We start from the raw sequence: 12,568 nt of genomic DNA, 5'->3' as shown, positions 1-12,568 counted from the left end.
AAAATAATCGCATAAAAATAAAATATAAAATAAATCAACGAAGGAGGCGAAAGTTATGCAAAGCAATCAGTCGACTAAAACTATTCGCGTAGGTCTACTTGGGGCTGGAACTGTTGGGTCTCAAACAGCGCGACTAATAGTTGAACAGTTCAATGAGCTTAAGAAGCGAACTGGTGCTGAAATTGAGCTTGCAGCAGTTGCGTGCTTACGCCCGGAAGAAGTTGATGCGCCTTGGATTAAGCGCGATTTGCTAACTACAGACACCGCCTCTTTATGTACTCGCGAAGACATTGATATTATAGTCGAGCTTATTGGCGGACTTGAGCCGGCGCATACTTTTGTAAAAAGCGCGCTGAGTCACGGAAAATCTGTTGTAACAGCTAATAAAGCGCTTCTTGCAAAGTTTGGTCCGGAATTATACGAATGTGCTGAAAGTCATGGAGTTGACTTGTACTTTGAGGCGGCAGTGGCAGGCGCGATCCCTATTCTTCGTCCGCTTCGAGAGTCTCTTATTGGTGACGAAATTACGCAAATTTTTGGCATAGTAAACGGCACTACAAACTATATTCTTGACGAAATGACAGTGCGAGGACTTGATTTTGATTCGGCTTTGCGCGCAGCTCAAGAAAAAGGCTACGCGGAAGCGGATCCAACCGGAGATGTTGAAGGATTCGACGCTGCAAATAAGGCTGCTATTCTTGCAACTCTTGCATTCCAAATGCCAGTAAGTATTGACGACGTTTCTGTTGAGGGAATTAGCGCGATTACGGCTGAAGATATTGCGGCAGCGAGCGTGGAAAAGCGCGTGATTAAGCTTCTTGCGGCAGTTGAGAGGCACTGCGACGACGATGGCGACGGCGAGCCAAACTCGTATGGAGGAGTAAGCGTTAGTGTGTATCCGGCGCTTGTTGGTGCGGAACATCCTTTGGCATCGGTTCATGGCAGTTTTAACGCTGTATTTGTTAAGGCTCAAGCTGCAGACGACTTAATGTTCTACGGACGCGGTGCCGGCGGCGCTCCAACAGCAAGCGCTGTTGTTGGAGATGTTGTTAGTGCGGCTCGAAATCTTGTGCGCGGATGCTCCGGTTTTGGCGTGCCAATGTACAACAAGTACGTGCCAGCTTCTAGTGAACAGACTAGGGCAGATTTTGTGATTCGTTGCAATATGGAAGATACTTCTTTGGCTTTGCGCGGCGAAGTTATGGATGTTTTTGCAGATTATGGCGTTAAGGCTGAGCGTTTGGCTTCGGCTTGTGAAGCGCAATACGCGCAGGCTGAAGGGGAGTCGGATTGCCCACAGTGCGGTCTTGGCGGGCCTGGAAGTATGCGCGTTCTTGTGCGCGAATGTTCTAAAACTACTGTGCAATCTATTTGTAAGGATTTGCAAGATTTAGATTTTGTGTTGGGCAAGCCGCTTGCTTTGCGAATTATTAAGTAAACGCTCTAACGAAAAAGGTGCGAAATGAAACCAGTATGCAACAGCGTGTCAGTTAGAGTTCCAGCAACCAGCGCAAATCTTGGATCTGGGTTTGATACTGCAGGAATTGCGTTTGATTATGCGGATTCTTTAGTTTTTACTCTGGATGATAATCAGTCTAAAAATTCGCTTGATTCGCTTGATTATGCTGGAAACGTGCGCGTAATTATTCACGGCGAAGGCGAGGATACGCTTCAAAAAGATGAAACGCACTTAGTTGTATCAACTTTTCGCAAAGCTTGCAAAATTTTTGGTTTACCAAACTTACGGTTTACTTTAGAAGCGCATAATCAGATTCCGCAAGCGCGCGGTATGGGGTCTTCCGCAGAGGCGATTGTGGCTGCTGTTGCTGCTGCTTGGACTTTTGCGCACGAAGGCGAGCTTAATCGCGAAGCAATTTTTGAAATTGCGGCCTCAATTGAAGGCCATCCAGATAACGTAGCTCCTGCGGTTTTTGGTGGTTTGACGATGAGCTGGAAGCTTGATGCTGGGGAAGGCAAAGGTTCTGTGCGCGTGGCTGGAGATTGCGAAGCTCCGCTTTCTACCGGTTTTCATACTGTACGATACAAAGTTTCGCAAGATATTTCTGTGTCGGTATTCGTTCCTAATTTTGAGCTTTCTACAGAGCTTGCTAGGCGCGCGCTTCCAGCAAAAGTACCGTATGGTGACGCAATATTTAACGTATCGCGCGCTGCAATTCTTCCGGTTGCATTTGGTGAGTTAAATAGCGATTCTGAAAATGAATTAGGTGCAGTAAAATCTAATATTTCTCGAAATGCGTTACTTTTTGCGGCGACCCAAGATGCTCTTCATCAACCGTATCGTGCAAATCTTATGAAAGATTCATGGAAGCTGGTTGAAGCGTTGCGCGAGGCTGGTTTTGCGGCAGCAATTTCGGGAGCAGGATCGTGCGTTGCTGTATTTTATGCAGGAGATGCCGAGTATAAAAAGAGTGCTGCTCAAAAAATCGACGCAATTGCAAAGCCGTGGCTTTCGCGCGATGGCTGGCGTGTGCTTCACGTGCCGGTTGATTCTGAGGGTGTAGAAATAACTCGCGAATAGATTGTGCGAAGGATAAAAGGAAGAGTAAAGTATGGCAGTTACGTTGATTTTGGCTTCAAAGTCGCCTGCGCGTAGAGCTGTTTTGGCGGCGGCTGGCGTAATCCCTGTGATTCACGAAAGTGAAGTGGATGAGCCGGCGGCGTTGCAAGACGCGGCTAGTGAGCGCGGAACAAGCGTTGAAGAGTTGAGCGCTGAGCAGCGCGTTTCGATTTTGGCTCGCGCGAAGGCTTCTGCAGTGTACAATTCGTGGAAGTGTGTGGCAGATGCAGCTGCTTCGGCTAGTGGCGATTTGATTGTGGGGTATCCGCTGGAAGCAGAAGTTGCTGAAACTACGGGAGCTGCGAAAACTACTAGTAATGCTTTAGCAAGTGACTGCCAAGCAGATGTAACGCATAACGTAGATACCGCGCAAACTCGTGACTTTTCAGGCGTAACTGTGCCTACAAAAACTTTCGATATTCACAATTTTGATCATCTAAATAAATCTTCTAAAAATTGCAACAGCGTACTGATTGTTGGATGCGATTCCATGTTCTTGCTCGATGGCGAATGCTACGGCAAGCCGCACACGCCCGAAATTGCTTTTGAGAGAATCAAGAATATGAGTGGCAAAACAGGGCAACTGTGGACTGGTCACTGCTTAATCGACGCAAAAACCGGCAAAATCGTGTGCAAAACAAGTCATGCAAGCGTAACTTTTTCGCAAATGAGTGACGCGGAAATTCGCGCGTACGTAGAAACTGGCGAACCGCTGGAAGTGGCAGGATCCTTTACGCTAGAAGGTTTTGGCGGAGCTTTTATTGAGGGGATTCAGGGAGATCCTCATGGTGTTCTTGGAATCAGCTTGCCGCTGCTTCGCAATATGGTTGCCGAGCTTGGGTACGCGTGGCCGGATTTGTGGAATAAGAATACTCTTGAGGAAGATTGCGCGAAGAACGATCCAGCTTCCGTAGAAGTGCCTAAAGAAAACGTGCATCAGCCAGGAGACGGATGGATTATGTGCGATTGTGGTCGTAGGCATTGGGGTCATAATGGTGCTGCTGGCGTGCTGCTTGCTAGGCGAGATGAGGCCACTGGGCGCGTGACGCACGTTGTGATGCAGCATCGCGCGCTTTGGAGCGCTGAAGGTGGCACGTGGGGGATTCCTGGCGGCGCAATTTCCGACGGTGAAAGCGCAATTGAGGGAGCATTGCGCGAGTCGTTTGAAGAAGCGAACATAACGTCTCAAGATATTGATGTTGTTGGAGCGTATTGCGAAAGCCACGGAAACTGGCGTTATACAACGGTTTTTGCGTTTGAAAAGCCAGGGCATAGGGTTGAGCCGTGCGCGCACGACGACGAGAGTATGGAAATTAAGTGGGTGCCGATTGACGACGTGCCGAAGTTGAAGCTGCTTACGGCGATGCGCACGGATTGGCCGTCTTTCCGCGCTCGTCTCGATTCGCTGAGTCGCTAAAACGTAACCCCTATTTTGTGTTAAATATAAATCGCGCGATACCCTTGATTTCGTGAAGATTTAGAGAAATAATACCTTGATTTTCGTGAAAATCCAGCATATTTTTACCCTTGATTTCGTGAAATCCATATAGCAAAACAGTAGTGTTTTCAATGGTTTTGTGTTAATTAATAAATACTTTTATATGTCGCCCGCGTTTGTTTCTTTTTGCTCATGTTAGTAATTTGTGGCTTAAACAGTGTGCATTTAAGAGAAGAATCTGTGAGTGAATGTACTATTTTCGAGTAATTAGGAGTCGTGAGTGATGGGGACTGGCTACTGGCGTGTTGTGTAGGCGACCTGTTATGCTTTAAACATCATGACCGGTTCCGCTCGAAAGAGTCCAGGGCCGGTTTTCTTTATGTGAGGTTAGCGTGTCTGAAAAGCCAACGAAGACGTTTAAGACGTATGACCAGCAAATTGAGCTTCTGAAGAGTCGCGGAATGAAAATACGGGATGAGTCTCGTGCTGCTGATCTTATCAAAAATATTAATTATTATCGCTTATCTGGGTATTGGTATCCGTTTAGGAAATTATTGCCCGGTGAGGATGTTGCGAGAAGAAGTGACACTTTTAGAAGCGATGCAGATTTTGATGATGTGATTAGGATATATAACTTTGATCAATCTCTTCGTACTTGTGTGTTTGCATGTATGGCTCCGATTGAGACGGCATTGAGAGCATCGCTTGGTCATCAACTTGGGAAGACTGATCCGCTTATACATCTCAAAGAAGATTTGTTGGAAGCAAGTAGTAAAGAGTATGAGCTATGGAGAGAAAAATATAACCGAACTCTGCAGGATTCAAGGGATGATTTTGTTAAGCATCATAAGCTGTATTACAGCGGGAAGCTTCCTATATGGGTTGCTACAGAAATGCTAGATTGGGGTTCTCTATCTTATTTGTATGGATTCTCCCCAATAAATGATCAGAACGCTATTGCTGATGAGTTTGGTTTAACAGCTGTAGAGATGAAGAGTTGGTTGAAATCGCTCAATCTTCTTCGTAATAGGGCAGCGCACCACGGTCGTATGTTTAATAACGTTTTTTCTGCGCCTAGAAAGCCGCGTACTGCTAAGCAGGTTGGCCAAGTTATGGAAGCGAATGTGGATTCTGTTGATCGTTGTTTCGTTGAGCTAACTCTTGTTCAATATTTTTTGCTGAAGACTGGAATTGGAAATCTGAGGTTACTTCCATCTGTTTTGAGAGGCTATCCAAATATTGAGTGTCTTCCGATTAGTGTTACAGGTGCTCCTTTCGATTGGCAAGATTTTGAACTATGGAGTTATTAGCTTTATATACACTAATTTTTTTTTTAAGCTGCTGATTTCCCAGCTTTCCTGGTACGAAGCAGATTTATGCTGATGCTTTGAATGGTAAGTTTAGTCCTGCTGCTAAGGCTTCTGCTAAGGCTGAAGATGCGGCGGCTCTAGATATTTGCCTTAAGGTAGCTGCAATCTGGAAATAGGTTTTCTATTTTTAATGGTTTGATGGTGTGCTAGTTTGAGCAAAGTTTGTGTAAAAAATGACGTGCGTTTTGTGTGAAAATCTTGATTTTGCTTAGGGGGGGGGTATATTACCCACCGTATACATTATTTTTAGTTTATAGAAGTCGAAATTTCGTTTAAGCTTAATGCGATTTTTGGCTCTTAGATTCTCCCACGTTATTCGTGAAGAGAAAGAATAGAGGATGAGTTATGTTAAATAAGAAAGCGATTGCTGCTTTCGCTGCCGCTGCAACGCTGGTTTCTGGACTAGCGCTTGCTGTGCCTGCGGCTTCTACTGTGTTTGCTGTGCAATCACAATCTTCTACAAATCCAAGCACGAATGTGCAACAGAATGATGGCGCTATTAGTGATGCAGATTTTGAGAAGGCTCAAGCTGAAGCCGATAAGAAGGCTGAGAATACGTTTTCGTTGAAGCAGAAGGCAGAAGATAATGTTAAAGCCTTGCAGGAAAAGGTTAAGAATGCTACTGGTGACGATAAGCTAAAGCTTCAAGAACAGTTGGATAATGCTCAAAAGATTGCCGACGCTTTCAAAGTGTTGAACGATAAGGCTGTGAGCTTGGTTAGAGCTTATGCTAATGCGGAAAAAATTCGCAATTCTGTTAAGGATATTGAAGCTGATGTTAAAAACACTCAAGCCAGGCTTGACAAATTAACAAAGAACTCGGCAGCATACAATAATGCGGCTGAAGAGCTTAAAGGGCTTCAGGGACAGCTTAAAACCGTGCCGGATCTCCTAAAAGAGGCTAATGAGGGTATTACTAAGGCTAAGGAAGAACTCGTAAAGCAGGAAAAGCAAACTAAGGAACTTCAACAAGAGCATGAGACTCCGGAGCATAAGAATCCGGAGCATAAGAATCCGGAGGTGGCTCCAGAGCATAAGAATCCCGAGCATAAGACTCCGGAGCATGAGAATCCGGAGGTGGCTCCGGAGCATGAGAATCCGGAGGTGGCTCCGGAGCATAAGAATCCAGCTCCAAAGCCGGTGACTCCTGTGACGCCTCATCGTGATAACCCATCGGTTACCCCGTCTGTTACGCCATCGGATGACACTCCATCTGTAACAACTCCATCTGCTGATGTTCCATCTGCAACGACTACGTCGTCTGCTCCTGCATCAACTCCTGCTGCGACGACTCCACATGCTGGTATTCCTGCTGCTCCAGCTTCTGTTGCTGACTTGTTGCCAGGGTTGAAGGGCATGCTTACGGTTGGCGCTAATAATGTTGCCGTTGCTGGCGCTGTTAACAGAGTGACTTTGAACATTTCTAACAACCAGACGGTCATTGATTGGTTGAATAGTAATCATCACGACCGTGCTTATGCGTTCATTTACTCTAGCCCACGTCTTCTTAAGGGTGTTAATGGTGCTGATTATATGACTGTTACTCGCACGACTAATGGTAAGCTTCAGTTTGATGTCATGTTCCCAGCTGGCTATTCTGGCAAGCATACGGTTGTTTTTGTTGATGATAAGGGCAATCAGCTTGGTTGGACGAATATTACTGTAACGAATGGTACTGCTGCTCAGGGTGAAGGATTGCCTAAGACTGGCGTTGGTATTGCTTTGATTGTTTTGACTGCTAGCGTTTTGGCTGGTGCTGGTGCAGCGTTCCGTAAGATTCGTAGCTAATACCGCTTGTATTTAGTGCTGAATGGTGCTGAATACAGTAGAGACTAATATAAAAAGGCCTTTGTGCGTAATGCGTGCAAGGGACTTTTTATATTCTTGGATTGCGCGTGATTGCGCTTGGAGCGAGAATTAGTTACCCCAAAATGGCGGCGATTACAGCTATGCAAATCGGGCTGGTAACTGTGGAAAACAGTATTCCGTCGCGAGCGAAACTTAAGCCAACGTTGTATCTAGCAGCATAATTGTAAACGTTTTGGCCTGTTGGAAGCGCGGCTAACACAACGCACGCGTACAAAGTCGCCCCGCGAAAACCCATCACAAAGTAAGCCAGCAAAAACGCAATAATTGGCATAATCAAATTCTTCAGCACTGCAACCGTTGCAATCGCAGCGCGATTTGAATTCTTCTGCAAAGGTCTACTTCCGTAAAGCGACATGCCGAAAGCCATCAAAATCATAGGAACTGCAGAATCGCCAATCATTTTAATAGGATCGTATAAAAAATTCGGCACAGGAAAATATCCGACTTTAGCTGAAATTGCAGAAATCACAATTCCGCCAAGAGATCCAATTAAAAGCGGCTGCTTCAAAGGCTGCTGAGCAATACGCTTAAGCGAGAATTTGCCGGTAGTCGTGATGTCAAGAACCGTCAAGCCAACAGGAGTAAAAACGGCCTGTTGCATAACCAAAATTGGCGCTACGAGTGCAGGATTTCCAAGAATATAAGTTGCAACCGGCAATCCAATATTATTGGAATTTAAGTAAAGCGAATTAAGCGCGCCAATTGTGCAGTCGGCTGCAGGAAGGTGGAAAAATATGCGGTTAAGCAGTACGAACGCAAGTCCAACAATCATTGCAGAAAAGAATGCAACAAAAATTGAAGAATGAAAAATCTCAAAAATAGGCTCTTTAGAAAGAATTGCGAACATTAAGCAAGGGCTGGAAACGAAGAAACTTACTCGATTTAGCACCATTTGAGCTTGAGAGCCGCCAATGTGAAGGCGAGCGGTAATATAGCCGGCAAGAATCACAATGCCAATTACGCAAAAGCCTTGCATAGCGCTGATTAAGCCCATTTCCTGCCTCCAAAGGGTATCCAAAATAGTATCCCAAATAGTATTTCCAAATAGTAAGTAGTGCGCAAATATATTCGCACAAACCTCTGCTGCAACTATAGGAGCGATACGCAACTTTTGTGCGTGCGCAACGATTTGTATTAGTGCAGATAGTAGCGCGCGCGTGGTTTTGCTGCTTTTGGCTTAAAAGTAACGTTGTAAATTTTAATATTCAGTAAATTGGATATTTGACTCGGCAATATGGCATACTAGAGAGCGGTGGCACTGCAAGCCGCCAGGCGATTGATGGCGTCGATCCCCTCGTGAGTGTTTTCCGAGGCTGGCGTCCGCCGTCGCGCAATTAGACTTTGTAGAGAGCTTTGGGGTGGCTCGTGTGCGTGCGTGTTCATCTTAAAGCCAGGGATGCGAGGCGATTGCAGCGTTTCGTGAGGAGCATAGTGCCCAGAATAATGAGAGAACGCTTCAATGAATCTGAAGCTGAAAATAGTATAACTGTGTCTAAAAATCCGGTTGCGGCTAAAGACGCTAAAAATGTTAAAGATGCTAAAGATGTGTCGTTTGTTGGCGCGTCTACTACAGGTATAACTGCTGGTTCTGCTGGTTCTGCTGGTTCTGCTGGAGTTGTGCGTCGTCGCCGCGGTCGTCGTGTGACGCGTGGTGCTGGTGCCGCCGGCGAAGCAATGGAATTGAAGGTAGAAGAGTCGAGCGCGAAGATTTTTAATAGCGGCGTTGATAGCGGCGATAATAATCGCAACAATGCCAGCACTAATGCCAGCACTAGTGCCAGCGCTAATAGTCGCACTAATAACGTTAAAAGTCGTGCAGAAAGCCATGTTGACAGCAAGGTTGACAGCAACGTCGACAGTCATGCTGACAGCCACACGTCATCTCGCCCTATTACTTCTTTGCTGTTCCAAGAGCCTGTTTTGCCTGCTCATGTTAATAGTGGGAATGAAAGCGAACGTTTGCGCGCAGATTCCAGCGATGATTCCCGTGCAGATTCGCGTTCGTCTTCTCGTTCGTCTTCTCGTTCGTCTTCTCGCGCGGATTTGCGTCATGATTCGCGCGCAAATTCTCGTGAGGATGCACGTTCTGATTCTCAATCGGATTTTGAAGACGAATCTGAAAACAGTGCGAATGAGCGTCAAAGCCGTCGCAATAATCGTAATCGCAATGAATCTTCTCAAAAAAGCCAACGTTCTCGCCGCTCGCGTCGTCTGAATGCGGTTGAGCGTCGAGCTGCTGCCGAAGTCGAGCAAATTGAAGAGGATCTTGCGTACGACGATATTGTTTATGCGCCTATTGATACTCAAATCGATGAAACTCTTGATGTTAGCGATATTTTAGATAGCGACGATCGCAACGATGGTAGCGACAGCAGTGATCGCAGTGATCGCAACGACCGCAGAAACAGAGGAAATCTTCGCAATCGAAGGAATCGCGGCAATAGCGATGACCGCAGCGACAGCAGTGACAATCGCAGCGACCGCGGCGACATTCGAGATGATAATCAAGACAGTAATGATGATGGTCAAGATGATGATCAGGATGCTGGCTTGCGTCGTCGCCGTCGTATTCGCGACTCGTCAAGCAGCATTTTTGATGAAGATGACGATGAGGGAATGATAACGCGTCGTCGTCGCCGTCGTCGTTCTTCGCGCGAAAATCTTGACGAAGTACCTCAGGAAGATCGCGATTTAATCCCAGATCCAGAAGAACTTCGCGCTCAAGACGAAGAAGAAACGCTGTACACGCGTCGTCGCCGTCGTCGCCGCTCTAAGTCTTCGGATGATTCCGCAGCTTCGTCGCAATCGCAGTCTTCGCAGTCGTCGTTGTCTTCCTCGGATGATTCATTTGCTTCTTCCCGCTTAAGTAGCGACGATTTATCTTCTAGGCGCTCTCGCAAGCAGCAGTATATTGACGAAATTACGGATATTGAGGGCTCTACTAGGCTTGAAGCAAAGCGCCAGCGTCGTCGAGACAATCGCCGCGAGCGCAGCCGTCAAAACTTAATTATGGAGCAGGATTTCCTTGCTCGTCGCGAAAATGTTGATCGTTTGATGGTGGTTCGCGAGCGCGATCGTCACACGCAAATTTCCGTTATTGAAGACAATATTCTTGTTGAACACTACGTTTCCGATATTCAAGAAGTTGCAACCGTTGGCAATATTTATCTTGGTCGTATTCAAAACGTGCTTCCAAGCATGGAAGCTGCGTTTGTGGATATTGGTCAGGCTCGAAATGGCGTGCTTTATGCTGGCGAAGTCAACTGGGATATGACGCGTTTGGAAGGCCAGCCTCGCAGAATTGAGCTTGCTTTTAAGTCCGGAGATCCTGTGCTTGTTCAGGTTACTAAGGATCCGATTGGCCACAAGGGTGCTCGACTAACTTCGCAAGTAACTCTTGCTGGTCGTTTCCTTGTGCTTGTTCCTTCTGGCGGAATGACGGGCGTAAGTCGCAAGCTTTCAGATCGTGAGCGCTCGCGTTTGCGCGCTATTGTTTCTAAGATTGCTCCAAAAGATATGGGCATTATTATCCGTACTGCTGCTGAGGGTGCAAGCGAAGAGGCAATTCAAAAGGATCTTGAATCGCTTGTTAAGCAGTGGGATCGCATTGAGGCAAAGCGCGAGGAGTATTTGCACGGCAAGCGTCCTAAGCTGCTTCAAGGCGAGCCGGATGTGGCTATTCGTGTTGTTCGAGATATTTTTAACGATGACTTCCAGAAGCTTATTGTTGAAGGCGATGGCGTACACCAGCGTATTAACGAATATCTTGAAATGATGGCACCTGATTTGTTGAGCAAGGTTGAGTATTGGGATCCTGCTGAGCATGAAGGGAAAGATATTTTCGACAAGTGGCAGATTGATAGCCAGCTGCGCAAGGGTATGGAGCGTCAAGTTTACTTGCAGTCGGGCGGATCGATTGTTATTGATCGAACTGAAGCTATGACTACGATTGACGTTAATACTGGTCGTTTTATTGGACGCGGTAAGTCTTTGGAAGAAACGGTTACTCGCTGTAATTTGGAAGCTTCCGAAGAAATTGCGCGACAGTTGCGTTTGCGCGATATTGGCGGCATGGTAATGATTGATTACGTTGACATGGTTATGCCAGCCAACCGTGATTTGGTGTTGCGAAGACTGCTTGAGTGCTTGGCGCGCGATAGAACTAAGCATCAGGTTGCTGAAGTTACTTCGCTTGGTCTTGTGCAAATGACGCGTAAGCGTGTTGGACAGGGCTTAGTTGAAGCCTTCTCGGAGGAATGCCCAACGTGCAAGGGTCGTGGATTTATTCTGCACGACGAACCGACGGTTTCTTCAGAATATGCCGACCCTTATGCGCTTAAGGGTGGCGATCCGTTTGTGAAAACGAACAAGTATGGTCATGGAACTTCTACTGTTGCTCCAGAGCCTCAAAAGCAGCAGGGTTCTAGTGCTGAAGTGCGTGCTAAGCTTGCGCGTATTGCTGCAGCGTCCGCAATTAGTGAATCTATAGAATCCGCTGAAAATGCTGAAAATGCTGAAAATGCTGGAAATGTAGAATCTGCGGAAAGTGTGGAAAATGCGGAAGTAATTGAAACTAAAGAAACTGCTAATTTCGCAGAAAATGCGGAATCTACCGAATCTGTAGAATCTACCGAATCTACTGAACCTGCAAAAACTGAAGAATATACGGAATATACAGAATATAGAGAGCCTACGGAGTATTAATAATCTTAAGGATAATCTATTAAGTATATGCCTTGAGTACAATATTGAATATTGTCTGCATTGCCCAATGAAACTAACCACTTGACGTTAGTACATGGGTGGGTGTATTTTTGATAGTCGGTGTCTTGCCGCGCGCATTTTGCTGTGCGCAAGACAGAAGTAAGCTTTCAATTGAGCTAAGGAACGAATTATGTACGCGATTGTGAAGGCCGGTGGCCATCAAGAGAAGGTCGAGGTTGGCGACGCCATTCTCGTGAACCGTCTCGATGCGAAGAAGGGCGATACCGTGGAATTCCCGGTCGCGCTCGTTGTTGACGGTGCTAAGGTGACCTTAAGCGCCAAGGATCTTGCTAAGATCACGGTGAAGGCAGAAGTCTTGAACGACGAAGCCAAGGGCCCAAAGATTAGCATTATGAAGTTTAAGAACAAGACTGGTGTGGCTCGTCGCAAGGGTCATCGCCAGAAGTTGACTCTCGTCAAGATCACGGCCATCGCCTGATTGACGGTGTTATAAACCTGAAAGGACAGTGAGATGGCACATAAGAAGGGTGCGTCTAGCTCGCGCAACGGTCGCGACTCGCAAGCGCAATATCTTGGTGTGAAGAAGTT

General features: G+C 46.4%; 9 protein-coding genes. 8 read left to right on the top strand and 1 reads right to left on the bottom strand.

The annotated features are described in order from the left end of the window. The first annotated feature begins 55 nt into the window (after positions 1 to 55). The 5 genes from CGSMWGV1500E_RS01115 (at position 56) to CGSMWGV1500E_RS01135 (ending at position 7,174) form a co-directional block, all read left to right on the top strand. Entirely contained in the window at positions 56 to 1,438 is a 1,383-nt protein-coding gene (locus CGSMWGV1500E_RS01115) for a homoserine dehydrogenase (protein WP_004129127.1), read from the top strand. 24 nt (positions 1,439 to 1,462) lie between these two features. After that, positions 1,463 to 2,539, top strand: a complete 1,077-nt coding sequence (gene thrB, locus CGSMWGV1500E_RS01120) for a homoserine kinase (RefSeq protein ID WP_004129126.1) — start codon at positions 1,463 to 1,465, stop codon at positions 2,537 to 2,539. 31 nt (positions 2,540 to 2,570) lie between these two features. Continuing rightward, positions 2,571 to 3,995 carry a Maf family nucleotide pyrophosphatase gene (locus CGSMWGV1500E_RS01125; RefSeq protein ID WP_004129119.1) on the top strand — a complete coding sequence of 475 codons (1,425 nt, stop codon included), beginning with the start codon at positions 2,571 to 2,573 and terminating at the stop codon, positions 3,993 to 3,995. Between the two features lie 482 nt (positions 3,996 to 4,477). Next, a complete protein-coding gene (locus CGSMWGV1500E_RS01130; RefSeq protein WP_080572237.1) occupies positions 4,478 to 5,326 on the top strand; it encodes an Abi family protein in 849 nt (282 codons plus the stop codon). A gap of 405 nt (positions 5,327 to 5,731) precedes the next feature. Next, positions 5,732 to 7,174, top strand: a complete 1,443-nt coding sequence (locus CGSMWGV1500E_RS01135) for a coiled-coil domain-containing protein (RefSeq protein ID WP_004129113.1) — start codon at positions 5,732 to 5,734, stop codon at positions 7,172 to 7,174. A 133-nt stretch (positions 7,175 to 7,307) separates the two neighbouring features. Here the strand turns inward: CGSMWGV1500E_RS01135 and CGSMWGV1500E_RS01140 are convergent, their stop codons facing one another. Continuing rightward, positions 7,308 to 8,249 (bottom strand): AEC family transporter, encoded by a 942-nt coding sequence (locus CGSMWGV1500E_RS01140; RefSeq protein ID WP_004129111.1) that lies wholly within the window; start codon positions 8,247 to 8,249, stop codon positions 7,308 to 7,310. 449 nt (positions 8,250 to 8,698) lie between these two features. Between CGSMWGV1500E_RS01140 and CGSMWGV1500E_RS01145 the strand changes: the two genes are divergently transcribed. The 3 genes from CGSMWGV1500E_RS01145 to CGSMWGV1500E_RS06340 all read left to right on the top strand — a co-directional run. Continuing rightward, complete coding sequence (locus tag CGSMWGV1500E_RS01145) at positions 8,699 to 11,959, top strand: Rne/Rng family ribonuclease (RefSeq protein ID WP_004129106.1); 3,261 nt, start codon at positions 8,699 to 8,701, stop codon at positions 11,957 to 11,959. A gap of 190 nt (positions 11,960 to 12,149) precedes the next feature. Then, a complete protein-coding gene (gene rplU / locus CGSMWGV1500E_RS01150) occupies positions 12,150 to 12,458 on the top strand; it encodes a 50S ribosomal protein L21 (protein ID WP_004129104.1) in 309 nt (102 codons plus the stop codon). A gap of 33 nt (positions 12,459 to 12,491) precedes the next feature. After that, positions 12,492 to 12,568: 50S ribosomal protein L27 (locus CGSMWGV1500E_RS06340; protein ID WP_004129102.1), on the top strand; the 77-nt coding region annotated here is incomplete at its 3' end.

This window comes from Gardnerella vaginalis 1500E (genome assembly GCF_000263595.1).
GTDB lineage: Bacteria > Actinomycetota > Actinomycetes > Actinomycetales > Bifidobacteriaceae > Bifidobacterium > Bifidobacterium vaginale_E.
The sequence above is the reverse complement of the archived record's forward strand: the minus strand, read 5'-3'. Positions and strand labels throughout refer to the sequence as shown.